The sequence below is a fragment of the Pseudomonas sp. BS3767 genome, assembly GCF_900099665.1.
Taxonomy (GTDB): Bacteria; Pseudomonadota; Gammaproteobacteria; order Pseudomonadales; family Pseudomonadaceae; genus Aquipseudomonas; species Aquipseudomonas cerasi.
The window spans coordinates 197,458-222,683 of record NZ_FNCX01000004.1 but is presented as its reverse complement, the minus strand read 5'-3'; the positions used below and the strand labels follow the sequence as shown (position 1 = coordinate 222,683).

25 protein-coding genes and 1 pseudogene are annotated in these 25,226 nt (G+C 60.1%); 16 read left to right on the top strand and 10 right to left on the bottom strand.

Annotated elements, in window-relative coordinates:
* Positions 1-47: 47 nt before the first annotated feature.
* The 4 genes from pilP to BLR16_RS14010 are packed head-to-tail and all read right to left on the bottom strand — an operon-like array spanning position 48 to position 2,831.
* Entirely contained in the window at positions 48-575 is a 528-nt protein-coding gene (gene pilP / locus BLR16_RS14025; RefSeq protein ID WP_003350151.1) for a type 4a pilus biogenesis lipoprotein PilP, read from the bottom strand.
* Complete coding sequence (gene pilO / locus BLR16_RS14020) at positions 572-1,195, bottom strand: type 4a pilus biogenesis protein PilO (protein ID WP_003432147.1); 624 nt, start codon at positions 1,193-1,195, stop codon at positions 572-574. Before pilO ends, pilP begins: the two co-directional genes overlap by 4 nt.
* Entirely contained in the window at positions 1,192-1,767 is a 576-nt protein-coding gene (locus BLR16_RS14015) for a PilN domain-containing protein (protein WP_003365994.1), read from the bottom strand. The genes pilO and BLR16_RS14015 overlap by 4 nt, the downstream gene beginning before the upstream one ends.
* Positions 1,767-2,831, bottom strand: a complete 1,065-nt coding sequence (locus BLR16_RS14010) for a pilus assembly protein PilM (protein ID WP_003365992.1) — start codon at positions 2,829-2,831, stop codon at positions 1,767-1,769. Before BLR16_RS14010 ends, BLR16_RS14015 begins: the two co-directional genes overlap by 1 nt.
* A 209-nt stretch (positions 2,832-3,040) precedes the next feature.
* On the opposite strand from BLR16_RS14010, the gene BLR16_RS14005 reads away from it, so the two are divergent.
* A complete protein-coding gene (locus tag BLR16_RS14005; RefSeq protein WP_371124301.1) occupies positions 3,041-5,482 on the top strand; it encodes a penicillin-binding protein 1A in 2,442 nt (813 codons plus the stop codon).
* Positions 5,483-6,829: 1,347 nt separating this feature from the next.
* Here BLR16_RS14005 and BLR16_RS14000 read toward each other — a convergent pair.
* From BLR16_RS14000 to rpmE, 3 genes are all read right to left on the bottom strand, one after another.
* Positions 6,830-8,098, bottom strand: coding sequence for a malic enzyme-like NAD(P)-binding protein (locus BLR16_RS14000; RefSeq protein ID WP_003365988.1), 1,269 nt, complete (start codon positions 8,096-8,098; stop codon positions 6,830-6,832).
* 182 nt (positions 8,099-8,280) lie between these two features.
* Positions 8,281-9,084 (bottom strand): thermonuclease family protein, encoded by an 804-nt coding sequence (locus tag BLR16_RS13995; protein ID WP_074806671.1) that lies wholly within the window; start codon positions 9,082-9,084, stop codon positions 8,281-8,283.
* Positions 9,085-9,097: 13 nt separating this feature from the next.
* Positions 9,098-9,319 (bottom strand): 50S ribosomal protein L31, encoded by a 222-nt coding sequence (gene rpmE / locus BLR16_RS13990; protein ID WP_002551648.1) that lies wholly within the window; start codon positions 9,317-9,319, stop codon positions 9,098-9,100.
* A gap of 169 nt (positions 9,320-9,488) precedes the next feature.
* On the opposite strand from rpmE, the gene BLR16_RS13985 reads away from it, so the two are divergent.
* From BLR16_RS13985 to BLR16_RS13960, 6 genes are all read left to right on the top strand, one after another.
* Entirely contained in the window at positions 9,489-11,708 is a 2,220-nt protein-coding gene (locus tag BLR16_RS13985; protein ID WP_074806667.1) for a primosomal protein N', read from the top strand.
* Positions 11,709-11,805: 97 nt separating this feature from the next.
* On the top strand, positions 11,806-13,542 hold the full coding sequence (gene argS, locus BLR16_RS13980) for an arginine--tRNA ligase (RefSeq protein ID WP_003432149.1): 1,737 nt from the start codon (positions 11,806-11,808) through the stop codon (positions 13,540-13,542).
* A 1-nt stretch (position 13,543) separates the two neighbouring features.
* Positions 13,544-14,239, top strand: coding sequence for an SPOR domain-containing protein (locus BLR16_RS13975; protein WP_003432151.1), 696 nt, complete (start codon positions 13,544-13,546; stop codon positions 14,237-14,239).
* Positions 14,240-14,445: 206 nt separating this feature from the next.
* Complete coding sequence (hslV, locus tag BLR16_RS13970) at positions 14,446-14,976, top strand: ATP-dependent protease subunit HslV (RefSeq protein WP_003392345.1); 531 nt, start codon at positions 14,446-14,448, stop codon at positions 14,974-14,976.
* 66 nt (positions 14,977-15,042) lie between these two features.
* A complete protein-coding gene (gene hslU, locus BLR16_RS13965; RefSeq protein ID WP_074806664.1) occupies positions 15,043-16,380 on the top strand; it encodes an ATP-dependent protease ATPase subunit HslU in 1,338 nt (445 codons plus the stop codon).
* A gap of 92 nt (positions 16,381-16,472) precedes the next feature.
* Positions 16,473-16,850 carry a gamma-butyrobetaine hydroxylase family protein gene (locus BLR16_RS13960; RefSeq protein ID WP_003316640.1) on the top strand — a complete coding sequence of 126 codons (378 nt, stop codon included), beginning with the start codon at positions 16,473-16,475 and terminating at the stop codon, positions 16,848-16,850.
* Between the two features lie 843 nt (positions 16,851-17,693).
* Here BLR16_RS13960 and BLR16_RS13950 read toward each other — a convergent pair.
* From BLR16_RS13950 to BLR16_RS13940, 3 genes and pseudogenes are all read right to left on the bottom strand, one after another.
* On the bottom strand, positions 17,694-18,383 hold the full coding sequence (locus BLR16_RS13950) for a phasin family protein (RefSeq protein ID WP_074806659.1): 690 nt from the start codon (positions 18,381-18,383) through the stop codon (positions 17,694-17,696).
* A gap of 10 nt (positions 18,384-18,393) precedes the next feature.
* Positions 18,394-18,592 (bottom strand): annotated as a pseudogene (locus BLR16_RS13945) (phasin family protein); the annotation flags it as partial.
* Positions 18,593-18,653: 61 nt separating this feature from the next.
* Positions 18,654-18,932 carry a polyhydroxyalkanoic acid system family protein gene (locus BLR16_RS13940; RefSeq protein WP_003316638.1) on the bottom strand — a complete coding sequence of 93 codons (279 nt, stop codon included), beginning with the start codon at positions 18,930-18,932 and terminating at the stop codon, positions 18,654-18,656.
* Positions 18,933-19,076: 144 nt separating this feature from the next.
* On the opposite strand from BLR16_RS13940, the gene ubiE reads away from it, so the two are divergent.
* The 9 genes from ubiE (at position 19,077) to BLR16_RS13895 (ending at position 25,183) form a co-directional block, all read left to right on the top strand.
* On the top strand, positions 19,077-19,847 hold the full coding sequence (gene ubiE, locus BLR16_RS13935; protein WP_002551635.1) for a bifunctional demethylmenaquinone methyltransferase/2-methoxy-6-polyprenyl-1,4-benzoquinol methylase UbiE: 771 nt from the start codon (positions 19,077-19,079) through the stop codon (positions 19,845-19,847).
* Entirely contained in the window at positions 19,847-20,470 is a 624-nt protein-coding gene (locus tag BLR16_RS13930; protein ID WP_003316636.1) for a ubiquinone biosynthesis accessory factor UbiJ, read from the top strand. The genes ubiE and BLR16_RS13930 overlap by 1 nt, the downstream gene beginning before the upstream one ends.
* Positions 20,467-22,086, top strand: coding sequence for a ubiquinone biosynthesis regulatory protein kinase UbiB (ubiB, locus tag BLR16_RS13925; protein WP_003365970.1), 1,620 nt, complete (start codon positions 20,467-20,469; stop codon positions 22,084-22,086). The genes BLR16_RS13930 and ubiB overlap by 4 nt, the downstream gene beginning before the upstream one ends.
* A 67-nt stretch (positions 22,087-22,153) precedes the next feature.
* On the top strand, positions 22,154-22,546 hold the full coding sequence (hisI, locus tag BLR16_RS13920) for a phosphoribosyl-AMP cyclohydrolase (protein WP_003432368.1): 393 nt from the start codon (positions 22,154-22,156) through the stop codon (positions 22,544-22,546).
* Between the two features lie 2 nt (positions 22,547-22,548).
* On the top strand, positions 22,549-22,881 hold the full coding sequence (locus BLR16_RS13915; RefSeq protein WP_002551631.1) for a phosphoribosyl-ATP diphosphatase: 333 nt from the start codon (positions 22,549-22,551) through the stop codon (positions 22,879-22,881).
* Between the two features lie 44 nt (positions 22,882-22,925).
* A complete protein-coding gene (locus BLR16_RS13910; protein WP_003316632.1) occupies positions 22,926-23,201 on the top strand; it encodes a twin-arginine translocase TatA/TatE family subunit in 276 nt (91 codons plus the stop codon).
* A gap of 4 nt (positions 23,202-23,205) precedes the next feature.
* The gene (tatB, locus tag BLR16_RS13905; protein ID WP_003365964.1) at positions 23,206-23,682 is read left to right on the top strand and encodes a Sec-independent protein translocase protein TatB; all 477 of its coding nucleotides are present in this window, start codon (positions 23,206-23,208) and stop codon (positions 23,680-23,682) included.
* Complete coding sequence (gene tatC, locus BLR16_RS13900) at positions 23,679-24,479, top strand: twin-arginine translocase subunit TatC (protein ID WP_003365962.1); 801 nt, start codon at positions 23,679-23,681, stop codon at positions 24,477-24,479. The genes tatB and tatC overlap by 4 nt, the downstream gene beginning before the upstream one ends.
* Positions 24,476-25,183, top strand: a complete 708-nt coding sequence (locus BLR16_RS13895) for a 16S rRNA (uracil(1498)-N(3))-methyltransferase (RefSeq protein ID WP_003365960.1) — start codon at positions 24,476-24,478, stop codon at positions 25,181-25,183. Before tatC ends, BLR16_RS13895 begins: the two co-directional genes overlap by 4 nt.
* Positions 25,184-25,226: the final 43 nt, after the last annotated feature.

The window sequence follows — 25,226 nt, the reverse complement described above, 5'->3', positions numbered from 1 at the left end:
GATCAATTTCCGTTGAGCGCTACTGTGCATACTTGGCCTTGCCCACTTCATGAGCGTTCTTTGAGGGCGATAGTGCGCGGCCTTTCCAGCCACGCCCCCTCTCCATCAGGAACAATTTCGATGACATCAACCTGCGCGTCGCCGATCGACACTACCCGGCCGTTGTTACGCCCCAGATAATCGCCCACCTTGACGCGATGAACACCTCCGGCACCGCGCAGCAGGGCAAACGTCCCCGACTCGTTGCCAATCGTGCCGACCATCTCGAACGACTCGATATTGAAACCTTCAAGAAACTGCCTGACCCGGTGTTCGTCCGGCGCCACCAGCCGTGAACCCTTCTGGCGGTTGAGCAAGTCGATCTTGACCGGCGGCTGGAAAGGACTGCGCAGTGTGGAGGCGTTGTAGGTGAACGCCTCATACGGCCGAAACTTGGGTAAAGGTTCGATGTTGCCACTCGGGCGGGCTCTGGCCTGATCCATGAATTCGGACAGATCGGCAAAATCATTGTCATTACCGCAACCGGCCAGCCCTGCCAGAACCACACTGACGCACAGCAATCGCGCCGCCCTCATTTCTTCAGCCCTTCATCGTTGTAGCGGTAGGTCTTGGCCAGAATGCTCATGCGCAACTTGGTCGGCACTTTGGGATCGACCGGCTTGATCTCGAAATCATGCAGCGTGACGATGCGCGGCAGGCTGGCTACACCGCTGACGAAGGTCGCCAGGTCGTGATAACCACCGACCACGGTGATCTGTATCGGCAGCTCGATGTAGAACTGCTGGACCGCCTCGGGCAGCAGCTTGATTTCCTCGAACTCAAGCCCGCTTCCCAGCCCGGTGCGGGTGATGTCCTCAAGCAGGCCGGGCACTTCGGTGTCGCTGGGCAATTGCCGCAGCAGGGCGCCGAAGGTGTTTTCCATCTCTTCCATCTGCTTCTTGTACGGCTCGAGGTTGGCCGCCTGGAAGGCCTTGTTGGAGAACTGCTCCTTGAGCGTCACCTCGCTGTTCTGAGCGCTTTCCAGTTGGGTTTCCAGGTCCTGGATAAAGAAGAAATAGCCCAGTGCGAAAATCATGACCGCAACCAGGAGCCCGGCAATGGCCTTGACCGCTGCGGGCCATGAGCCCAGGTTGTTCAGGTCCAGCTCGCTCAGATCGACCTTGCGCAGCCCTTCCAGCCATTCGGACATATTCATGGCTTGGCTCCTGGGGCAGCGGCAACCGGAGGCTGGGTCTGGCGTACGGTCAGCTGAAAGACATTGGCCTGATCCACGGCACCGGCCGTGGTGGCCTTGACCTCGGTCAGGCTCGGCGCTTCCAGCCAGTCAGAGGCTTCAAGATTACGCATCAGGTCGGAAACCCGGTTGTTCGACTCGGCAGCGCCATTGATGGCAATCAGCTTGTCGGTCATTTTGACCTGTGAGTAGTAGACGCCGTCCGGCAGGGTCCGCGCCAGTTGATCGAAGACGCGCCCGGTGATCGGGCGGTTGCCTTGCAGGTCCTGAATGATCTTCATGCGCTCGAGCAGCTGTTTGCGCCGGGCTTTGAGATCACTGATCTCCTTGATGCGGATATCGAGCTGGGCAATCTGCGTCTGCAGAAAGGCATTGCGCGCCATCTGATGCTCGATGGCATTGCTGACGTAACGATCGATCAGAAACAGAATGCCGACTGACACCACCAGCACGCCGACCAGTGCGGTCAGGAAGCGTTTCTTTCGTTCTTCGCGAAGCTCTTCGCGCCACGGTAATAAGTTGATCCGCGCCATCAGTCGAAGCTCCTCAACGCCAGGCCACAGGCGATCATCAGGGCTGGCGCGTCACTGGCCAGGGCCCCGGCATTGACCTTGGCGCTCAGGGCCATGTCGGCAAACGGGTTGGCGACCATGGTCGGAGTGCCGATGCGTCGCTGGATCAGATGCTCCAGCCCTGAAATCGAAGCCGTGCCGCCTGCCAGCATGATGTGATCCACAGAGTTGTATTGACCGGCCGCGAAGAAGAACTGCAGGGAGCGGGAAACCTGCTGCACCAGCGCTTCCTTGAAGGGGTCGAGCACTTCGCTGACGTAGTCGTCGGGCAAGCCGCCCTGCTTCTTGGCAAGCCCGGCTTCCTCCATGGAGAGCCCATAGCGGCGCTGGATTTCGTCAGTCAGCTGGCGCCCGCCAAACAGCTGCTCGCGGGTATAGATGATCCGGCCGTGATGCAGCACGCTCAGGGTGGTCATGGTGGCGCCGATATCGACCACGGCCACCGTCAGTTCGTCATGGCCGTTGCCCAGTTGCGCAGCCAGCAACCCGAACGAGCGCTCAAGGGCGTAGGCCTCGACATCGACGACGCGCGCGGTCAGCCCGGCCAGTGCCAGCGCGGCCTCGCGTACTTCGACGTTCTCCTTGCGGCAGGCAGCCAGCAACACCTCGACGCGCTCGGGGTTGCGCACCGAGTAGCCCTGCACTTCGAAATCGATGGCGACTTCTTCCAGTGGATAGGGGATGTACTGGTCAGCCTCAAGCTTGAGCTGGTTTTCCATGTCATCGTCGGAAAGACCGGCGTCCATCTCGATGGTCTTGGTGATCACCGCCGAACCGGCCACGGCAACCGCCACGATCTTGACGCTGGTCTTGGCCTTGACGAGTACGCGTGACAACGCCTGCCCGACCCCTTCGAGTTCGGCAATGTTCTTTTCGACGACAGCGTTGGCCGGCAAGGGCTCTACTGCGTAAGACTCGACCTTGTAACGGGTGCCGGAACGACTCAATTCCAGGAGTTTTACCGAGGTGGAGCTAATATCGATCCCTAGAAGGGTGTTGGCCTTCTTACTGAAGAGTTCGAACACAACCTGATTCCTATGAGTTTCCGTCACTTACGGAGTTATTTCGGGCCAACGTCACTGTCGACAGCCTTGACAGTAGCGCAAATCACGCTTGGGGACGAAAAATGCTTATAATGCCCAGCGTTTTTTTCATTTAACAAAGCTTCAAGGCGTGTTCATTTGTAAATGCCTGCGCTTAACCCATTATTTTTTCTGGAAATCCAAAAGCCTTGATACGCCTGCTGAAGTTTTTCTGGTGGTCCCTCGTCGCGGTATTCTGCTCGCTGTTGCTTGGCCTGAGCGGCGCGTTTCTTTACCTGAGCCCGACCCTGCCATCCGTTGACGCGCTGCGAAGCATTCAACTGCAAATCCCCCTGAGGGTGTTCACCAGCGACGGCAAGCTGATTGCCGAGTTCGGTGAAATGCGCCGCACGCCGATTCGCTTCGCGGAAATCCCGCCCAATTTCATCAACGCACTTCTGTCGGCCGAAGACGACAACTTCGCCAACCACTATGGCGTCGACCCGGGCAGCCTGATGCGCGCCGCCACTCAGCTGGTCAAGAGCGGCCATATCCAGTCAGGCGGCAGTACCATCACCATGCAGGTCGCGAAAAACTTCTTCCTGACCAGCGAGCGCAGCTTTTCGCGCAAAACCACCGAGATTCTGTTGGCCTTGCAAATCGAGCGCCAACTTACCAAGGACGAGATTCTCGAGCTGTACGTCAACAAGATTTATCTGGGTAACCGCGCCTACGGGATCGAGGCGGCGGCGCAAGTCTACTATGGCAAGTCGATCCGTGATGTAAGCCTTGCGCAAATGGCCATGATTGCCGGTCTGCCCAAGGCACCGTCACGTTTCAACCCACTGGCCAACCCGACCCGCGCCAAGGAACGTCGCGACTGGATCCTGGGCCGCATGTATCGCTTGGGCAAGATCGACCAAACGGCTTATCAGGCCGCTTTGAATGAGCCGCTCAATGCCAGCTATCACGTGCCGACGCCGGAAGTGAATGCACCGTACATCGCTGAAATGGCGCGGGCTGAAATGGTCGGCCGTTATGGCAGCGAGGCCTATACAGAAGGCTTCCGCGTTACCACCACCGTGCCGAGCGACCTTCAGGAACACGCCAACAAGTCCATTCAGCAGGGCTTGATCGATTACGACCAGCGCCACGGCTACCGTGGTCCGGAAAGCCGCTTCCCGGGCATGACCCGCGCCAACTGGGTACAGGAACTGACCAAGCAGCGCATGATCAACGGCCTCGAGCCCGGCATCGTGACGCAGGTCGACAAGACCGGTCTACGCGTTCTGACCCGCAACGGCGAGAAGGAAGAAACCGTCGACTGGGCCACCATGAAGTGGGCGCGCCCTTACCTGAATACCAACAGCCTGGGCGCCAATCCGAAGCAGCCGGCTGACGTTGCCAAGGTCGGCGACCTCGTTCGTCTGCTGCGCCAGGACGATGGCTCGTTGAAATTCAGTCAAATTCCCGTCGCGCAGAGCGCACTGGTGTCGCTTGATCCGCAAAACGGTGCCATTCGCGCACTGGTCGGCGGCTTTGCGTTCGAGCAGAGCAACTACAACCGCGCCATGCAGGCCAAACGTCAACCGGGCTCCAGCTTCAAGCCGTTCATCTACAGCGCTGCGCTCGATAACGGTTACACCGCTTCCAGCCTGGTGAACGACGCGCCTATCGTGTTCGTCGACGAATACCTGGACAAGGTATGGCGTCCGAAAAATGACACTAACACCTTCCTTGGGCCGATCCGCCTGCGCGAGGCGCTGTACAAGTCTCGTAACCTGGTATCGATCCGCCTGCTCCAGGCCCTCGGCATCGACAGCACCATCGACTACATCACCCGCTTCGGCTTCTCCAAGCAGGATTTGCCGCGCAACCTGTCGCTGGCACTGGGTACGGCGACGTTGACCCCGATGGAAATCGCCACCGGCTGGGCGACCTTCGCCAACGGCGGTTACAAGGTCAGCCCTTATCTGATCCAGACCATCGAGAACCGTGACGGCCAGACCCTGTTTGTCGCCAACCCGCCAAGCGTCCCGGCCAATGACGTCAATACCGCGCCCAACACCTCGACCTTTGCGGTACATGACAGCCCGAGCGTGGTCACCGGCGAGCCAGGGGCACCTGCTCAGCCTCAGGCGCCCGCAGTGGCAGAGCGTGTGGTCGATGCGCGCACCACGTACATTCTGAACAGCATGCTGCAGGACGTGATCAAGCGCGGCACCGGGCGCCGCGCACTGTCCATGAACAGACCGGACATCGCTGGCAAGACCGGTACCACCAATGATTCCAAGGATGCCTGGTTCTCCGGGTATAACGCGGACTACGTGACCACGGTGTGGAGTGGTTTCGATCAGCCTGAAAGTCTTGGCCGTCACGAATTCGGTGGCACGGTCTCGCTGCCGATCTGGATGGACTACATGAGCGCCGCGCTCAAGGACAAGCCGCCGCATCAGCAGGCCGAACCGCCAGGCATTCTCAGCCTGCGCGTCGACCCATTGAGTGGCCGCGCCGCCACGCCAAGCACGCCGAACGCATTCTTCGAGCTGTTCAAAAGCGAAGACACACCGCCAAGCGTCAACGAACTGGGCGGCAGCAGCGCACCGGGCAGCCCGTTGCCGGCAGATGAGTCAGCGCCGATCGATTTGTTCTGATAGCACAGACTTAATGGATCAGTAGATTTTCAGCGGCTGCACAGGTCTCTTCGTGAGCAAGCTCACTCCCACGGAATCGGGGACTTCCAGGATGATCCGGGGCTATGTGGGAGCGAGCTTGCTCGCGAAGGCGTATTAGTGGGTCAGTAGTTTTTCAGCGGCTGCACAGGCCTCTTCGTGAGCAAGCTCACTCCCACGGATTCGTGGACTTTCAGGATGATCCGAAGCTTTGTGGGAGCGAGTTGCTCGCGAAGGCGTATTAGTGGGTCAGTAGATTTTCAGCGGCTGCACAGGTCTCTTCGTGAGCAAGCTCACTCCCACGGACTCGGGGACTTTCAGGATGATCCGAAGCTTTGTGGGAGCGAGCTTGCTCGCGAAGGCGTATTAGTGGTCAGTAGATTTTCAGCGACTGCACAGGTCTCTTCGTGAGCAAGCTCACTCCCACGGAATCGGGGACTTCCAGGATGATCCGGGGCTATGTGGGAGCGAGCTTGCTCGCGAAGGCGTATTAGTGGGTCAGTAGTTTTTCAGCGGCTGCACAGGCCTCTTCGTGAGCAAGCTCACTCCCACGGATTCGTGGACTTTCAGGATGATCCGAAGCTTTGTGGGAGCGAGTTGCTCGCGAAGGCGTATTAGTGGGTCAGTAGTTTTTCAGCGGCTGCACAGGCCTCTTCGTGAGCAAGCTCACTCCCACGGATTCGTGGACTTTCAGGATGATCCGAAGCTTTGTGGGAGCGAGTTGCTCGCGAAGGCGTATTAGTGGGTCAGTAGATTTTCAGCGGCTGCACAGGTCTCTTCGTGAGCAAGCTCACTCCCACGGACTCGGGGACTTTCAGGATGATCCGAAGCTTTGTGGGAGCGAGCTTGCTCGCGAAGGCGTATTAGTGGTCAGTAGATTTTCAGCGACTGCACAGGTCTCTTCGTGAGCAAGCTCACTCCCACGGAATCGGGGACTTCCAGGATGATCCGGGGCTATGTGGGAGCGAGCTTGCTCGCGAAGGCGTATTAGTGGGTCAGTAGTTTTTCAGCGGCTGCACAGGCCTCTTCGTGAGCAAGCTCACTCCCACGGATTCGTGGACTTTCAGGATGATCCGAAGCTTTGTGGGAGCGAGTTGCTCGCGAAGGCGTATTAGTGGGTCAGTAGTTTTTCAGCGGCTGCACAGGCCTCTTCGTGAGCAAGCTCACTCCCACGGATTCGTGGACTTTCAGGACGATCCGAAGCTTTGTGGGAGCGAGCTTGCTCGCGAAGAGGCTAGTTCAATCCCTTAAAATGCCCCACAAGAGCAGGGCATCCAAGGCATAAAAAAACCCCTGCATCGCTGCAGGGGTTTTTTATTGGGTCAGGGATCAGCCCTTGAACACATCATCCACGCTGGTCAGCGGGTAGTGCTTCGGATACGGCAGGGTGGCAACGCCGCTTTCGATAGCGGCCTTGGCCACTGCATCGGCGATCAGGCCCAGCAGGCGGGTGTCCATTGGCTTCGGAATGATGTACTCACGACCGAATTCCAGTTTGATGCCGCCGTAGGCGTCGCTGACTTCCTGTGGCACAGGCAGCTTGGCCAGTTCGCGCAGGGCGTTGGCCGCGGCGATTTTCATTTCTTCGTTGATGCGCTTGGCGCGAACGTCCAGAGCACCGCGGAAGATGAACGGGAAGCCCAGTACGTTGTTGACCTGGTTCGGGTAGTCCGAACGGCCAGTGGCCATGATCACGTCACTGCGCGTGGCGTGAGCCAGTTCCGGGGAGATTTCCGGATCAGGGTTCGAGCAGGCGAACACGATCGGGTCCTTGGCCATCAGCTTGAGGTTTTCAGCGCTCAGCAGGTTAGGACCGGACAGGCCTACAAATACGTCAGCGCCATCCAGCGCGTCAGTCAGCGAGCGCTTCTCGGTAGCGTGAGCGAACGCGGCCTTGTACTGATTAAGGTCGGTACGGCCGGAGTGGACAACGCCAGTACGGTCGACCATGAAGATGTTTTCGATCTTCGCGCCCATGCTCACCAGCAGCTTCATGCAGGAGATGGCCGCAGCGCCAGCGCCCAGGCAGACGATCTTCGCCGAATCGAGGGTCTTGCCGACGATTTCCAGCGCGTTGATCATGCCGGCCGCTGTCACGATAGCGGTGCCGTGCTGGTCATCGTGGAAAACCGGGATGTCGCACTGTTCGATCAGCGCTTTCTCGATTTCAAAGCACTCAGGTGCCTTGATGTCTTCCAGGTTGATGCCACCGAAGGTGATGGAGATACGTTTTACGGTGTCGATGAAGGCCTGTGGGCTTTCGGAATCGACTTCGATATCGAAAACGTCGATACCGGCGAAGCGCTTGAACAGAACGCCTTTACCTTCCATGACCGGCTTGGAAGCCAACGGACCCAGATCGCCGAGGCCGAGAATCGCGGTGCCATCGGAAATAACTGCTACCAGGTTGCCTTTGCCGGTGTACTTGTAAGCCAGCTCGGGGTCACGGGCAATTTCACGCACGGGTTCAGCAACGCCAGGGCTGTAGGCCAGAGCCAGGTCACGAGCGGTTGCGGTCGGCTTGGTGAGTTCGACGCTCAGCTTCCCCGGACGAGGATTGGCATGGTATTCGAGCGCGGCAGTTTTCAGATCTGACATGTATTGGATTCCGCTTTTTTTACTGTGGGACAGACGGACCGCCGAGGATACGCAAGATGCATAGTCCTAACAAGACTGACCAGTCACTGCTGTCAATAGGCTCGGGCTTAGACTTTACGCTTAGAGACCTGAAACGTGAACACTCGGTCACGCTCGTCAGATCACCGGTTTGAAGGCCGCGTCTAGCGACGTGAAACGTCCAGCATTGCCGGATGGGTCAGTGGCAGCAGCCAGCGGGACTGCCCCGCTTCAAGGCCTCCGCGTCGGGAGCGATCGACGACCCAGCCACGCGCTTCGACCTGCTGCCCTTCGAGGCGCTGGAGCATCGCCGTATCGAAGGCACTCAGGTGGTCAGGCGCGACACGCAAGACCAGCGAGCCCTGCAACTCGATCCAGATACCACCGCGGTTGCGCTGCACACGCCTGACCTGACCGGACACAATCGCGAACCCGCTTTTATTCAGCCGGGTCGAGGACTGCACTGGCGAATTACGCCATACACCCAGACGCGCCTGACGTGCCTGACGCTCCGCGCCCTGCTGGCAAGCGACCAGCCTGACATTGGGCGCAACGGCCACCAGATAGCCCAGCCCTTCGCTGAGCAACTGCGCCTCAAGGTTGGCGCCTTTACGGTCATAGACGTTGGCCAGCGTGCGACCGTAATGATCCTTGCCCTGCTGACCGATACGCAGACCAACCTTGCCGCCGCTTTCATTCACCAGCGCCTGCAAGCGCTTTTTGGCAGCCTCGGCAAACGGTTCGGCAGACCGGCCTTTCCTGCCGGTTTCAGGCGTATTGAGCCCGATCATCCGCACGCTGCGGCCATCGATCAGCTTCAAGGTGTCGCCGTCGACTACACGCTGTACCTGTGCGACCGGCAACGAGGCAGGTGCCGGGCAGAAGGCCTGCGCGCCGGACACCCAAATCGCGGGCATAAAAAAGACGCCCACAAGGAGCGCCTTTTCAAGCAGTCTGGAGATGCCCATAGGGCAGCCAGTCTTACTTCGCTTTGGTAGCGCCGAACGCACCGAAACGGGATTTGAACTTGTCGACACGGCCGCCAACGTCAAGCGTCTTCTGCTTGCCGGTGTAGAACGGGTGGCACTCGTTGCACACGTCCAGGCTCAGAGGAGCGGCCAGGGTGGAACGGGTCTTGATGACATTGCCGCAGCTGCAGGTAGCGTCAATGGCTTCGTAAACTGGATGGATATCAGCTTTCATCGGTACTTCCTCGGTCTAACGCGCCGCCACTCAACACTATTGTTGAATACCGCACGGAAATAGGCTGCGGATAGTACCAGACAATTGCAACGACGCAAGCGAACCTTCACACCGGTCGTCTGCTAAGATCGCGCCTCCGTCATCACTTATCACCACAGGGAAACACCGCGTGCCCGACGCCATCCTGCGCCTTGCCCTGCCCTCGCCGCTTCGCCGCCTGTTCGACTACCGCGCCCCAGCGGGCGTGTCGCGCAGCGCCTTGCAGCCGGGCATGCGTCTGCGAGTGCCGTTCGGACGCCGGGAAATGATCGGCATTCTGGTGGAAGTGGTCGATCACAGCGAAGTGCCCGCCGACAAGCTCAAGCCGGCAATCGCCCTGCTCGACAGCGAAGCGCCGCTGCCACCTGCGCTGTTCAAACTGTGCCTGTGGACCTCGCAGTATTACCAGCACAGCCTGGGCGACACGCTGAGCTGGGCCTTACCGGTGTTGCTGCGTCAGGGCGAACTGGCCGAAAGCCGCCAGGAACGCTTCTGGCACGTTGCACCGGGTGCCAGCGTCGACGATCCGCGCATCGCCCGCGCGCCCAAGCAGCGCGAGGCCCTGACCACCCTTGCCCAGCACCCGCACGGGGTGGCGCATCAACTGCTCAGCAAGCTGATGCTCAACAAGGACAGCCTCAACCTGTTGCTGGCCAAGGAGCTGGTGTACGTCGAGGTCCGCAGCCATGCGCCCAGCGCACGCCATGAACACTGGCTGGCCCAGCCTGAATTGCCGCTCAACACCGAACAACGCGCCGCTTACGAAGCGATCCGCGCCGGGTTCGACAGCTTTCATGCGTTCCTGCTGGCCGGCGTCACCGGCAGCGGCAAGACCGAAGTCTATCTGCAACTGATCCGCGAGACCCTCGAGGCGGGCAAGCAGGCGCTGGTGCTGATCCCGGAAATCAACCTCGGCCCGCAGACCCTGGCGCGCTTCGAGCAGCGCTTCAATGCGCGCATTGCGCTGGTCCACTCGGCGGTCAACGACCGCGAACGGCTGGATGCCTGGCTGGCGGCTCGCGATGGCGAGGCGGACATCATCATCGGCACGCGTTCGGCGCTGTTCACGCCGATGAAAAACCCCGGGCTGATCATCATCGACGAGGAACACGACGGCTCCTATAAACAGCAGGAAGGTCTGCGCTATCACGCCCGCGATCTGGCCCTGGTGCGGGCGCGTCAGGAAAACATTCCGATTGTCCTGGGCTCGGCCACTCCGTCCCTGGAAAGCCTGCATAACGCCTACACTGGCCGCTACGGCCTGCTGCGCCTGAATCAGCGCGCGGGCGGCGCACAGCAGCCGCGTTTCATGCGCCTGGACGTCAAGAGCCGACCGCTGGACAGCGGCATCTCCGGGCCCATGCAGCAGGCCATCGGTCAGACGCTCGCGGCAGGCCAGCAGGTCTTGGTGTTCCTCAACCGTCGCGGCTTTGCACCCACCTTGCTGTGCCACGACTGCGGGTGGATGTCCGGCTGCCAGCGCTGCGATGCACGCATGACCGTGCACCAGCGCTCGGGCGAACTGCGCTGCCATCACTGCGGGTATGTCGAGCGTGTACCGCGCCAGTGCCCGTCGTGCGGCAAGGTGGATTTGCGCCCGGTAGGCGCGGGCACCGAGCGCGCCGAAGAGCGCCTGGCGATTCTGTTTCCGGACTACCCCGTGCTGCGTGTCGACCGCGACAGCACGTCGCGCAAGGACGCCATGAACCAGCTGTTCATGACGATCCAGCGCGGCCAGCCATGCATTCTGGTCGGCACGCAAATGCTCGCCAAGGGCCATCACTTTCCCCGGGTCACGCTGGTATCGATTCTGGACGCCGACGGCGGGCTGTTTTCCGGCGACTTCCGCGCCAGCGAGCGCATGGCGCAACTGATCGTTCAGGTGGCAGGCCGTGCCGGGCGCGCCGAAGAACCTGGCAAGGTGATCATCCAGACCCACCTGGCCGACCATCCACTGCTGATTCAGCTGACCGAGCAGGGTTATTTCGCCTTTGCCGAACAGGCCTTGAGCGAGCGCCGTTCGGCGGGTCTGCCACCGTTTTCACACCTCGCACTGCTGCGCGCCGAAGCGCACAAGCCGGGACAGGCCGAGGCCTTTCTCGATCAGGCCTGCAGCGATGCGGAGCAACTGGTTACGCAGATGGCGCTGGGCGGCATTGAGCTGCTGGGCCCGGTTCCGGCACCGATGGAACGCCGCGCCGGACGTTATCGCGCGCAATTGCTGGTGCAGTCCAGCGCCCGTGCGCCCTTGCATAAATTGCTTGCCACCTGGCTGCTCGCGCTGGAGCAAATGCCCAGCGGCCGGCAGGTCAGATGGTCGCTGGATGTGGATCCTGTGGATCTTTATTAAGTCACGCCGTTGGCAAGCAGGCTTGAGCAACGGATAATGCAGAGTTTTTCCACCCGCGCATCGAAGCGCCACCGCGCTTGCGGTCGAAGAGAGCACCATGAAAGACACGATTCGCCAGCTGATTCAACAAGCCCTGACCCGTCTCGTCACCGAGGGCGTCTTGCCAGAAGGGCTGACGCCGGCGATTCAGGTGGAAAACGCCCGCGACAAGACGCACGGCGACTTCGCCAGCAATATCGCGATGATGCTCGCCAAGCCTGCCGGCATGAAACCGCGCGATCTGGCTGAAAAGCTGATCGCCGCACTGCCGGCCGACGAGCAAGTCAGCAAGGTCGAAATCGCCGGGCCGGGCTTCCTGAACTTCTTCCAGAACACTGCCGCGCTGGCCGCACGCCTCGACGCTGCACTGGCCGACGCGCACCTGTCAGTCCGCAAGGCGGGCGCTGCACAGCGCGTGGTCGTCGATCTGTCGGCACCGAATCTGGCCAAGGAAATGCACGTTGGCCATTTGCGCTCGACCATCATTGGCGACGGCGTGGCGAACGTCCTGACGTTTCTCGGCGACACGGTCATTCGTCAGAACCACGTGGGCGACTGGGGCACCCAGTTCGGCATGCTGCTGGCCTATCTGCAGGAAAAGCCAGCGACCAGCGACGAGCTGTCCGACCTGGAAAACTTCTACCGCGCCGCCAAGCAGCGCTTTGACGAGTCCGAAGAGTTCGCCGAGCGTGCTCGTGGTCTGGTGGTCAAGCTGCAGGCCGGCGATGCCGAGTGCCTGGCGCTTTGGACGCGCTTCAAGGACATCTCGCTGTCGCACTGCCAGGAGACCTACGAGCGCCTTAACGTCAAGCTGACCCCGGCCGACGTGATGGGCGAAAGCGCCTATAACGATGACCTGGCCAATGTGGTCAACGACCTGAAAGCCACAGGCCTGCTGGTCGAGAGCAATGGCGCACAATGCGTGTTCCTCGAAGAATTCCGCACCGCCGATGACACGCCATTGCCGGTCATCGTGCAGAAGGCCGGTGGCGGTTATCTCTACGCCACCACCGACCTGGCAGCGATCCGCTATCGCAGCAAGGTGCTCAAGGCCGACCGCGTGCTGTATTTCGTCGACCAGCGTCAGGCCCTGCACTTCCAGCAGGTGTTCGAAGTGGCGCGCCGCGCCGGTTTCGTGCATGACGGCATGCAGCTCGAACACATGGGCTTCGGCACCATGAACGGCGCCGATGGCCGCCCGTTCAAGACCCGCGACGGCGGCACGGTCAAACTCATCGACCTGCTCGATGAAGCCGAAGAACGTGCATACACGCTGGTGAAGGAAAAGAACCCGGAAGTCGCTGAAGCAGAATTGCGCAGCATTGCCAAGGCCGTGGGCATCAGTGCGGTGAAATACGCCGACCTGTCCAAGCACCGCGCCAGCGATTACAGCTTCAACTTCGATCAGATGCTCAGTTTCGAGGGCAACACCGCGCCCTACCTGCTGTACGCCTACACCCGTGTGGCGGGCGTGTTCCGCAAGCTGGGCAGCGCGTTTGACGCCAGCAAGGGCCAGATTGTCCTCGCAGCGCCGCAGGAACAGGAACTGGCCGCACGTCTGGCGCAATTCACCGAAACACTGAACAACGTCGCAGAAAAAGGCACACCGCACGTACTTTGTGCTTACCTGTATGACCTTGCGGGTCTGTTTTCGAGCTTTTACGAAAACTGCCCGATCCTTGGTGCGGAAAACCCCGATCAGCAACAGAGCCGTCTGCGTCTGGCTGCCCTGACCGGCCGCACCCTAAAGCAAGGCCTGGACCTGTTGGGTCTGGAAACTCTGGAGCGTATGTAAGTTGGCAGTTGCGAAGAAGAAACCGGCACCCAAGCGGGGCGCCAGCCGTTATCAGGCACCCGCGAAGAAGCCGATTCCAGGATGGTTGTGGCTGGCGATTGGCTTGACCGTGGGCGCATTCGTGGTCTTTTTGATGAAGCTTGAGCCCGGTGGCGATGACGTCAAGCGGGTCAAGGCGGACGCCAAGGCCGCGAAGATCGCCGAGGCGAATAAAACACCACCGAGCCCTACGGCGCCGGTCAAGCCGAAGTACGACTTCTACACATTGCTGCCGGAATCGGAAGTGATCGTGCCGAACGAAGCCGTGCCGGAGAAGACCCCGCCGCCAGTGGCACCGACAGCACCGGTCTCGCCGGAACAGGCAGCCAAGATCGACACTGCACGTGCCCAGGCAGCCCTCAGCGGCCTGACGCCTCCGCCAGCGCCACCGGTTGCGACCACCAAGCCGGCCGCGGTGACGACGTTCTTCCTGCAGGCGGGCTCGTTCCGCAAACAGGCTGACGCCGAGAAAGTCCGTGCGCAAATCATCCTGCTGGGCCAGACGTCTACCGTCGAGTCAGGCACTGTGAAGGATGAAACCTGGTACCGCGTACTGGTCGGCCCGTTCAGCAACCGCGAACAACTGACCACCGCCCAGAAACAACTGGCAAGCGGCGGATTTAGTAACCTGTTGTTGCAACAGCGTCAGAGCCGCTAGCTGAAACAGAGCGCGAAAAGCGCTCTGCGCTATAGGTGGGAGTGAGCCTGCTCACGAAGAGGCCGTTACAACTGCCGGAGATTTATGCCTCCGGCAGTCAGCTGCCAGTTATCCCCGCTGTTCATCCTCAAGGTTGAAATACTCACCCACACCCCCATATGAGTTTGCATCAGGGCATTTTCGCCCCGCAGTGTGGAGACTCTCCCTTGACCACCATCGTTTCAGTGCGCCGCCACGGTAAAGTCGTCATGGCTGGCGACGGCCAGGTTTCTCTGGGCAACACCGTCATGAAAGGCAACGCCAAAAAGGTACGCCGCCTGTATCACGGTGAAGTGATCGCCGGCTTCGCTGGCGCGACCGCCGATGCATTCACGCTGTTCGAACGCTTCGAGGCCCAACTGGAAAAACACCAGGGGCATCTGGTTCGTGCAGCCGTCGAACTGGCCAAGGACTGGCGCACCGATCGCTCACTGAGCCGTCTTGAAGCCATGCTGGCCGTCGCCAACAAGGACGCCTCGCTGATCATCACCGGCAACGGTGACGTGGTCGAGCCCGAGGACGGCCTGATCGCCATGGGCTCCGGCGGCGCATTCGCTCAGGCCGCAGCACGCGCCCTGCTGCTCAAGACCGACCTGTCGGCCCGCGAAATTGCCGAGACTTCCCTGCATATCGCCGGCGACATCTGCGTGTTCACCAACCACAACATCACCATTGAGGAGCAGGACCTCGCTGGCTAAGCCGCTGCCGGGCCGCACACCCTGTGGCCCCATCGACTTGCCCGCAACAGAGGACCGTGAATAACCATGTCAATGACTCCCCGCGAAATCGTCCATGAACTCAATCGCCATATCATCGGCCAGGACGATGCCAAGCGCGCCGTGGCCATTGCCCTGCGCAATCGCTGGCGCCGCATGCAGTTGCCTGAAGAACTGCGTGTCGAAGTAACCCCCAAGAACATTCTGATGATCGGCCCGACCGGTGTCGGCAAGACCGAAATCGCCCGCCGTCTGGCCAAGCTCGCCAACGCACCGTTCATCAAGGTCGAAGCCACCAAATTCACCGAAGTGGGTTACGTGGGTCGTGATGTAGAGTCGATCATCCGTGATCTGGCCGATGCTGCGATCAAGCTGCTGCGTGAACAGGAAATCGTCAAGGTGCGTCACCGCGCCGAAGATGCCGCCGAAGAGCGCATTCTCGACGCCCTGCTGCCACCGGCCCGGGTCGGCTTCAACGAAGACCCGGCGCAGAGCAGCGATTCCAATACCCGTCAGCTGTTCCGCAAGCGCCTGCGCGAAGGCCAGCTGGATGACAAGGAAATTGAAATCGAGGTCAACGAAGCCGTTGGTGTCGATATCTCCGCGCCGCCTGGCATGGAAGAGATGACCAATCAGTTACAGAGCCTGTTTGCCAACATGGGCAAAGGCAAGACCAAGAGCCGCAAGCTCAAGGTCAAGGAAGCGCTCAAGCTGGTACGCGAAGAAGAAGCTGGCCGCCTGGTCAACGAAGAAGAGCTGAAAGCCAAGGCACTGGAAGCGGTCGAGCAGCACGGCATCGTGTTCATCGACGAAATCGACAAGGTTGCCAAGCGCGGTAATTCGGGCGGTGTCGACGTGTCCCGTGAGGGCGTGCAGCGCGACCTGCTGCCGCTGATCGAAGGTTGCACCGTGAACACCAAACTGGGCATGGTCAAGACCGACCACATCCTGTTTATTGCGTCGGGCGCATTCCATTTGAGCAAACCGAGCGATCTGGTCCCCGAGCTGCAGGGCCGCCTGCCGATTCGCGTTGAACTCAAGGCGCTGTCGCCACAGGACTTCGAGCGCATCCTCAGCGAGCCGCATGCGTCGTTGACCGAACAGTATCGCGAGCTGCTCAAGACCGAAGGTCTGAAGATCGAGTTCAAGCCTGAAGGCATCAAGCGTCTGGCCGAGATTGCCTGGCAGGTCAACGAGAAGACCGAGAACATCGGTGCCCGCCGCCTGCATACGCTGCTTGAGCGCCTGCTTGAGGAAGTCTCGTTCAGCGCCGGAGACCTGGCCATCAACCCTGACGCAGCGCCGATCGAGATCGACGCGGAATACGTCAATAGTCACCTGGGTGATCTGGCAGAAAACGAAGACCTGTCGCGTTATATTCTCTAAGCCACACGCGGTTGGCATTTCAGGCTGCAAGAGGTTGTTCACTCTTGCAGCTTTTTGCTTCTGCCCGACGCTTAAAACCCGAGACTGCAGCCATGCCCGCTCTGCCCACTGCCATCCAGTTGCACAAGGCCTCCAAGACCCTGACGCTGAAATACGCGCCGGATGAGGAATACCATTTGCCCGCCGAATTTCTGCGGGTGCATTCCCCTTCTGCGGAAGTTCAGGGCCACGGACGGCCGATCCTGCAATTCGGCAAACTGGGAGTCGGCCTGACCAAGGTCGAGCCTGCCGGGCAATATGCGCTTAAGCTGACCTTCGATGACGGCCATGACAGCGGCCTGTTTACCTGGGAATACCTGTACGAACTGGCCACACGCCAGGCTTCGCTGTGGGAAGACTACTTGCAGGAGCTCGAGAAAGCCGGCAAATCCCGCGACCCTTCCGAACACGTCATCAAACTGATGCTCTGACCCCGCCTTACAGGTGTCCGTAAGAACACCATCGTGCCCATGTTCCGCGTGGGTATGCCGTTCTGAACGCTCTGCGTCATCCCTGAACACGGTTGCGGCGTAGATCTGTGACGCAGAGCGTCACCCACTGCATTCCCACGCTGGAGCGTGAGGAACGATAGTCGTCCGTAAGAACACCATCGTGCCCATGCTCCGCGTGGGTATGCCGCTCTGGACGCTCTGCGTCATCCCTGAACACGGTTGCGGCGTAGATCTGTGACGCAGAGCGTCACCCACTGCATTCCCACGCTGGAGCGTGAGGGACGATAGTCGCCCGTAAGAACACCATCGTGCCCATGCTCCGCGTGGGTATGCCGCTCTGGACGCTCTGCGTCATCCCTGAACACGGTTGCGGCGTAGATCTGTGACGCAGAGCGTCACCCACTGCATTCCCACGCTGGAGCGTGAGGGACGATAGTCGCCCGTAAGAACACCATCGTGCCCATGCTCCGCGTGGGTATGCCGTTCTGGACGCTCTGCGTCCTCCCTGTACACGGTTGCGGCGTAGATCTGTGACGCAGAGCGTCACCCACTGCATTCCCACGCTGGAGCGTGAGGAACGATAGTCGTCCGCAAGAACACCATCGTGCCCATGCTCCGCGTGGGTATGCCGCTCTGGACGCTCTGCGTCATCCCTGAACACGGTTGCGGCGTAGATCTGTGACGCAGAGCATCACCCACTGCATTCCCACGCTGGAGCGTGAGGAACGATAGTCGCCCGTAAGAACACCATCGTACCCATGCTCCGCGTGGGTATGCCGTTCTGGACGCTCTGCGTCCGGTCTTCTTTGTTGCAGCCGGGTATCAGGACTGAATCGCGGGTTTTTCCGATGCGGCCGGCGTAGAAGGCTTGGCCGCAGGTTTGGCGGCTGGCTTTCTTACCGCTGGTTTTTTCGCTGCGGCAGGCTTTTTGGCAGCCTCGACGGGCTTGGCCGTTACTTTCTTGACGGCTGGCTTGGCCGCTACATTCTTGTCCGCCACTTTGGCGACAGGTTTGGCAGCAGCCTTGACCAACGGTTTTGCCGCGCTCTTCGCCGCTGCCGGTTTGGCCACCACAGTGCGCGAGGCAGCCGGTTTGGCTTTCGCGCCCACCAATAGCTCGATCTGTCGGCTCAGCTGGTCGACCTTGCTGTGCAGCGCCTGCACCTCAGTGCGACTCGGCACACCCAAGCGTGAAATCGCGCCATTCAGGCGCTTGTCGAAAGCCTCTTCCAGCTCGTTCCACTTGCCAACCGCAAGGTCTTTCACGTCGTCCGCACGGGACTTGGCCGACTTGCTGGTGCTCTTGACGTCATCGAGCTGCTTCTGCGCTTCTGCCTTGGTCAGCTTCTCGGCTTTTTCGCCGTCCTTCACCAGGGTCTCGAAAAGCTTGCTGCCATCATTGCTGATCTTGGAATACGCGCCCAAACCAGCCAGCCAGATCTGACGAGAGTACTTCTCAACCTCGCCCATCCAGGAGCTGCCATCTTTGTCGGTTTTTTTCTTGCCAGCCATCCTGTTCTCCTTATCGTCCAGACTTGGAACACCCGAGTCGTTTCGGCACGCAGCGTTCGAGCTTTTATCGGCCCGACACGCTCGAGCAATGCCGTCAGCTCATCGAGCCTGGCAAAGAGCGTGTCTACATCATGTTTAGACGGGATACCGACCCGGTTCAAGGCCTTTGCGACTCTAAGGTCGAAAGCACGCTCGATTCTGTCGATTTGCGCTCACAAAAGAGCGCATGGGCATACGGCGGCGAAGAAAAAAATGGGCTGCGTACAACGCTCAGGCAGCGAGCGCCTTGTCCAGAACGCGCTCGACTTCTGTCTTGATCGAACCGCTCATGGCCGACAGGATGAAGTTCAGCTCGATGTTGACGCGGATCAAAGCCTCTTCGACCTCGACCTCACCCTTGGCTCCCTTGCCCTCCAGTTTTACGGTATCGCCAGCCCATTCGTGAGCCAGTCCGTATCGGGTGGACAGCTTCTCGACCAGTTGCTCGGCCTTTTCGCGAGCCTTCTCAAGGCCCAGGGCGTGCGGGCGTTCAACGGTTATCTTGGCCATCGGAGGCTTCCTTGATCGTCATATGAAATGCGGCGCAACTATATACACCCGCCCGCATCCAAGAAAGCGTTGCAGGTGAGCCTTGTCAAGACAAAGCCGGCCTTGGCGATTAGAATGACCCGCACTCTATTCCGGTGAAGCGATATGAACGATCAGCGCAAAGGCAGCGATGCCGAACCTACGACTCACTTCGGTTACAAAAATGTACCGGAAAGCCAGAAGGCAGAAAAAGTCGCTGAGGTTTTCCATTCGGTAGCGGCCAAGTACGACCTGATGAACGACCTGCTGTCCGGCGGTATGCATCGCCTGTGGAAGCGTTTCGCAATCGAGCTGTCCGGCGTCCGCACCGGCAACCGCGTGCTGGATATTGCTGGCGGTACGGGCGACCTGACCCGCAAATTCTCCAACCTGGTCGGTCCGACCGGCCAGGTGGTACTGGCTGATATCAACGCCTCCATGCTCAAGGTCGGCCGTGACCGCCTGCTGGACCTGGGTGTGTCGGGCAACGTCGAGTTCGTCCAGGCAGACGCCGAAAAGCTGCCATTCCCGGACAACCATTTCGACTGCGTGACCATCGCGTTCGGCCTGCGCAACGTGACGCACAAGGAAGACGCCCTGCGTTCCATGCTGCGCGTGCTCAAGCCGGGTGGTCGTCTGCTGGTACTGGAGTTTTCCAAGCCGACCAACAAGCTGATGTCCAAGGCCTACGACGCCTACTCGTTCGCGTTCATGCCGTTGATGGGCAAGCTGGTCACCAATGACTCGGAAAGCTACCGTTATCTGGCCGAATCGATCCGCATGCACCCCAACCAGGAAACCCTCAAGTCGATGATGGTAGAAGCCGGTTTTGACCGCGTGACGTATCACAACATGACTGCCGGCGTCGTGGCCCTGCATCGCGGTATCAAACCCTGATGTTGCTCCGGGGGCTGCTCGCCAGCATCGAGCACGGCATCAATCGGGTGCTGCGCCTGGACAGCACCGCGCTGCCACGCATGGCGCGTCTGTCCGGACGTGTCATTGCGGTGGACTGTCGCGATCCGTCCCTGAAGCTGTTCATCCTGCCCAGCGACGAAGGCTTGCTGCTCGCCGCTGACTGGGCTGCCGAGGCTGACTGCACCCTGCGCGCGCCGGCTTCCAGCCTGGTGCGCCTGGCCCTGAGCAAAGACAAAACCGCTGTGTTGCACGGCCCGGATGTAGAACTCGACGGTGACAGCGGCGCGCTGCTGGAACTGGTCGGCATTCTTCAGGACTTGGAGCTGGACTGGGAACACGAACTGTCCAACTGGATCGGCCCGGTGGCCAGCCAGTTGTTCAGCAGCCACCTGCGCAACAGTGGGCGCTGGACGCGGGAAAGCTTCAACAGCCTCAGCCAGAACGTTGCCGACTACCTCAGCGAAGAATCGCGCACGCTGGTGGGCAAACACGAAGCCGAAGCACGATTCGCCGAACTCGACCAGATCAAGCTCGATCTGGAACGCCTCGAGGCGCGCTTTGCCCGCCTTGCCCACTCCCTCAATACCAGCGATAACGCATGAAGCTGCTTGCCGTCCGCCGTCTGTTTCGCATTCAACGTGTCGTTATCCGCTATCGCCTCGATGACCTGTTGTTCGCCCTGCCCCTGCCGTGGTGGATGCTCGCGCTGCGTTTCGTGCTGCCCTGGCGCTGGCTGCCACGGCGCAAATCCGAGCTGAGCCGGGGCGTACGCTTTCGTCTGGCGCTGCAGGACCTGGGGCCTATTTTCATCAAGTTCGGGCAATTGCTGTCCACCCGGCGCGACCTGTTGCCCGAGGACATCGCCGACGAACTGATGCTGCTGCAGGACCGCGTGCCGCCGTTCGATCAGCAACTGGCGATCAAGCTGATCGAAGAACAGCTCGGCGCGCGCATCTGTGACGTGTTCAGCCGCTTTGACGAGAAGCCTTTGGCATCCGCTTCGGTCGCTCAGGTGCATGCCGCCTGCCTGAAGACCGGCGAAGAAGTCGTGGTCAAAGTGGTACGCCCCGGCCTCAAGCCGATCATCGGCCAGGATCTGGCGTGGCTGTTCATTCTCGCCCGCACCGCCGAACGCGTCTCCGCCGATGCCCGCCTGCTGCACCCGGTGCAGGTGGTGATGGATTATGAAAAGACCATCTACGACGAACTCGACCTGCTGCGTGAAGCGGCCAACGCCAGCCAGTTGCGGCGCAATTTCGAAGGCTCCGACCTGCTTTACGTGCCACAAGTCTACTGGGACTGGTGCCGCCCGAAAGTGCTGGTCATGGAGCGTATCTACGGGCTTCAGGTAACCGATCTGGCCGCGCTGGCCGATCAGCGCACCGACATGAAACTGCTCGCCGAGCGCGGTGTGGAGATTTTCTTCACGCAGATATTTCGCGACAGTTTCTTCCACGCCGACATGCACCCTGGCAACATTTTCGTCAGCACGGTCAACCCGTGGGCGCCGAAGTACATTGCCATCGACTGCGGTATCGTCGGCAGTCTGACCCCGGAAGATCAGGATTATCTGGCGCGTAACCTGTTTGCCTTTTTCAAACGAGATTATCGTCGCGTTGCGCAACTGCACATCGATTCGGGCTGGGTGCCGGCAGAGACCAAGCTCAATGAATTCGAAGCGGCCATCCGCACGGTCTGCGAGCCGATTTTCGAGAAGCCGCTCAAGGATATTTCCTTCGGCCAGGTGCTGATGCGTCTGTTCCAGACCGCGCGCCGCTTCAATATGGAAGTCCAGCCGCAACTGGTTCTGCTGCAAAAGACCCTGCTCAACATCGAAGGCTTGGGTCGTCAGTTGTACCCTGATCTGGACCTGTGGAGCACCGCGCAGCCTTATCTGGAGCGCTGGATGCGTGAACGGGTCAGCCCGAAGACCCTGCTGGGCAATCTGCAATCACAGGTCGAGCAACTGCCGCACATCGCGGGCATGACCCGTGACCTGCTGGAGCGCATGTCCCGCCCGCACGCCTCGGATCCGCCGCGCCCGTGGCACGATCGCAAGGACGAGCCGGTCCTGCGGCTGATCGGCGCGGCATTGCTGGTCGGCGGCGCGATACAGGGCTGGGTGATGAGCGAGGCCGCTACCCAGTTGCTGACGCTCACCGCGTGGCCGGCGGCGATCATGCTCATCGCCGGGCTGTATCTGATCGTTCGCCGATAGCCAGCAGCGGATGGCGCTGGCACACTGTTCAATCCGCCGGGCATGAACGCCGGCTGCCGGAGTAGATATGAAAGACTGGCTGGACGAGATTCACTGGAACAGCGACGGTCTGGTGCCTGCAATTGCTCAGGATCACAAGACCGGCCGGGTATTGATGATGGCCTGGATGAACCGCGAGGCCCTGAGCCTGACGGCGTCCGAGAACCGTGCCATCTATTGGTCGCGTTCGCGTGGCAAACTCTGGCGCAAAGGTGAAGAATCGGGTCATGTGCAAAAGCTGCATGAACTGCGCCTGGACTGTGACGCCGACGTCATTATCCTGATGGTCGAGCAGATCGGTGGCATCGCTTGCCATACCGGCCGCGAAAGTTGCTTCTACCGAGTGTATGAAAATTCAGGCTGGAAGACCGTAGACCCGGTTCTGAAAGATCCTGATGCTATTTACCAGGCAGGCCATTGAACATGACTGATACGTTGTCCCGTCTGGCCGAAGTGCTGGAATCACGCAAGGACGCCGCTGCCGACAGCTCCTATGTCGCAAGCCTGTATCACAAGGGCCTGAACAAGATTCTGGAAAAGCTCGGCGAAGAGTCGATCGAGACCATCATCGCTGCCAAGGACGCTGCGGTCAGCGGTGATTGCAGTGACGTGATTTATGAAACCGCTGACCTGTGGTTCCACAGCATGGTGATGCTCGCCGCGCTGGGTCAGCACCCGCAGGCCGTGCTCGATGAACTGGACCGCCGATTCGGCTTGTCCGGCCACGCGGAAAAAGCCGCTCGCACGGCAGAGTAACGCTCTCCCCTTTCAAGCTTGAAATCTTTTACGAGGACTGTTTCATGGGTATTTTTGACTGGAAACACTGGATCGTCATCCTGATCGTCGTTGTACTGGTTTTCGGGACCAAGAAACTCAAGGGCCTGGGCAGCGACGTCGGCGAATCGATCAAGGGCTTTCGCAAGGCGATGAATGACGACGACAAGCCAGCCGAACAGCCTGCACCTCAACCCCAGCAGGCCCAGCCAGCGCCACAGGGCTCGCCGCTGAATCAGCCACACACTATTGACGCTCAGGCGCACAAAGTCGACGAGCCGATCCGCAAAGACCAGGTTTAAGCCCATGTTCGGTATCAGCTTCTCTGAACTGCTGCTCGTTGGCCTGGTTGCCTTGCTGGTACTGGGTCCCGAGCGCCTGCCGGGTGCTGCACGCACCGCAGGCTTATGGATCGGTCGGTTGAAGCGCAGCTTCAATGCGATCAAACAGGAAGTTGAACGTGAAATCGGGGCTGACGAGATTCGTCGGCAGTTGCACAACGAGCACATTCTTTCGCTGGAAGACGAAGCGCGCAAAATGTTCGCGCCCAATCAGCCGCCCGAGAACGGCTCCGAGCCGGTAAACCCGTCGCCCGCACCGGCAGCAGCCGAAGCGGCAAGCCCCGCGCACGATGAAGCCGCACACCACGAAATCGGCCCGGCACAACCTGCGGCGCCGAAGACCGAGCTGTCGCTGGAGAAAACCGCGAAACCGGCTGACGCCGGCACACCGGTCCCGACGCCTCCCGCCCACGATTCGTCATTGCCACCGCGAGCACCATGAGCGCTGATATCCCGGAAAACGATCAGCAAATGCCGCTGATCTCGCACCTCACCGAGTTGCGTACACGTCTGTTGCGTTGTGTTGCGGCAGTGTTCCTGATTTTTGCCGGCCTGTTCTACTTCACGCAGAAGATCTACACACTGGTCTCGGCGCCGCTGCGAGTCTATCTGCCTGAAGGCGCAACGATGATCGCCACCGATGTGGCCTCGCCGTTCATCACGCCGTTCAAGCTGACCATGATGGTCGCGCTGTTTCTGTCCATGCCGGTCATCCTGCATCAGATCTGGGGCTTTATCGCGCCAGGCCTGTACAAGCACGAGAAGCGCGTCGCGGTGCCCCTGCTGGTGTCGAGTATCATCCTGTTCTACGCAGGCATGGCGTTTGCCTACTTTCTGGTCTTCCCGCTGATTTTCCACTTCTTCGCCAGCGTAACGCCGGAAGGCGTTTCGATGATGACCGACATCGCCAGTTACCTGGACTTCGTGATGACGTTGTTCTTCGCCTTTGGCGTGGCCTTCGAAATCCCGGTGGCCGTGGTGTTGCTGGTGTGGATCGGCATCGTCGACGTCAAATACCTGAAGAAAATCCGCCCTTACGTGATCATCGGCTGCTTCGTGGTCGGCATGATCCTGACGCCGCCGGACATCTTCTCGCAGACGCTGCTGGCAGTGCCAATGTGGCTGCTCTTCGAGCTGGGCGTACTGTGCAGCACGATGATCAAGAAGCGTGGCGAACATCCGGACGATGAGACCGAGGACGCTGACAAGCAGGACCAGCCGCCCGCGACCACACCGTGAACCTGCTGCTGCTTGAGGAAGCCGATTTCATTGCGGCTGACCGGGTGGTCCTGCGTGATCGTCGTCTGAAGCACATGCAGGAGGTGCACCGCGCAGAGGTCGGCGACAGTGTGCGGGTGGGCCGCGTCAACGGCCTGCTGGGCAATGCCGAACTGCTGCGCCTTGAACCCCATGAGGCAGAGCTGCGTGTCGAACTGCAGAGTGCTCCGCCGGCAAAACTGCCGCTCACCCTGCTGCTGGCGTTGCCACGCCCCAAGATGTTACGCCGGGTGTTTCAGACCGTCGCGACCATGGGCGTGCCGAAAGTCATCCTGCTGAACAGCTACAGGGTGGAAAAAAGCTTCTGGCAGACGCCGTTTCTAGAGCCTGAAGCCATCCGCGAGCAACTGATTCTGGGCCTGGAACAGGCGCGCGATTCGGTGCTGCCTGAGATTGTGATCGAAAAGCGCTTCAAGCCTTTCGTTGAAGATCGCTTGCCGCAGATCGCGCTCGACACACTGGGCCTGGTTGGCCATCCCGGTGATTTCCCCGCCTGCCCTCGTGCGGTCACAGAGCAAGTCACGCTGGCCATCGGCCCTGAAGGGGGCTGGATACCCTACGAAATCGATCTGTTGCGTCAGTCGGGTTTGCAGCCCGTGCAATTGGGCGAACGTATCCTGCGCGTCGAAACCGCTGTAACGGCCCTTCTCGCCCGCTTGTTCTAAGCTGTCAGTGTCGACTCAATCGCTTCAGTTAACCGATAACTGG

Coding starts and splice junctions, on each gene's coding strand:
- BLR16_RS13950 (WP_074806659.1), bottom strand. CDS start 18,383: ATGGCTGGCAAGAAAAAAACCGACAAAGATGGCAGCTCCTGGATGGGC.
- rpmE (WP_002551648.1), bottom strand. CDS start 9,319: ATGAAAGCTGATATCCATCCAGTTTACGAAGCCATTGACGCTACCTGC.
- pilO (WP_003432147.1), bottom strand. CDS start 1,195: ATGAATATGTCCGAATGGCTGGAAGGGCTGCGCAAGGTCGATCTGAGC.
- BLR16_RS14015 (WP_003365994.1), bottom strand. CDS start 1,767: ATGGCGCGGATCAACTTATTACCGTGGCGCGAAGAGCTTCGCGAAGAA.
- pilP (WP_003350151.1), bottom strand. CDS start 575: ATGAGGGCGGCGCGATTGCTGTGCGTCAGTGTGGTTCTGGCAGGGCTG.
- BLR16_RS13960 (WP_003316640.1), top strand. CDS start 16,473: ATGCCCGCTCTGCCCACTGCCATCCAGTTGCACAAGGCCTCCAAGACC.
- BLR16_RS13915 (WP_002551631.1), top strand. CDS start 22,549: ATGACTGATACGTTGTCCCGTCTGGCCGAAGTGCTGGAATCACGCAAG.
- ubiE (WP_002551635.1), top strand. CDS start 19,077: ATGAACGATCAGCGCAAAGGCAGCGATGCCGAACCTACGACTCACTTC.
- BLR16_RS13910 (WP_003316632.1), top strand. CDS start 22,926: ATGGGTATTTTTGACTGGAAACACTGGATCGTCATCCTGATCGTCGTT.
- BLR16_RS13930 (WP_003316636.1), top strand. CDS start 19,847: ATGTTGCTCCGGGGGCTGCTCGCCAGCATCGAGCACGGCATCAATCGG.
- BLR16_RS13940 (WP_003316638.1), bottom strand. CDS start 18,932: ATGGCCAAGATAACCGTTGAACGCCCGCACGCCCTGGGCCTTGAGAAG.
- hslU (WP_074806664.1), top strand. CDS start 15,043: ATGTCAATGACTCCCCGCGAAATCGTCCATGAACTCAATCGCCATATC.
- tatC (WP_003365962.1), top strand. CDS start 23,679: ATGAGCGCTGATATCCCGGAAAACGATCAGCAAATGCCGCTGATCTCG.
- ubiB (WP_003365970.1), top strand. CDS start 20,467: ATGAAGCTGCTTGCCGTCCGCCGTCTGTTTCGCATTCAACGTGTCGTT.
- argS (WP_003432149.1), top strand. CDS start 11,806: ATGAAAGACACGATTCGCCAGCTGATTCAACAAGCCCTGACCCGTCTC.
- BLR16_RS13995 (WP_074806671.1), bottom strand. CDS start 9,084: ATGGGCATCTCCAGACTGCTTGAAAAGGCGCTCCTTGTGGGCGTCTTT.
- hisI (WP_003432368.1), top strand. CDS start 22,154: ATGAAAGACTGGCTGGACGAGATTCACTGGAACAGCGACGGTCTGGTG.
- BLR16_RS14000 (WP_003365988.1), bottom strand. CDS start 8,098: ATGTCAGATCTGAAAACTGCCGCGCTCGAATACCATGCCAATCCTCGT.
- tatB (WP_003365964.1), top strand. CDS start 23,206: ATGTTCGGTATCAGCTTCTCTGAACTGCTGCTCGTTGGCCTGGTTGCC.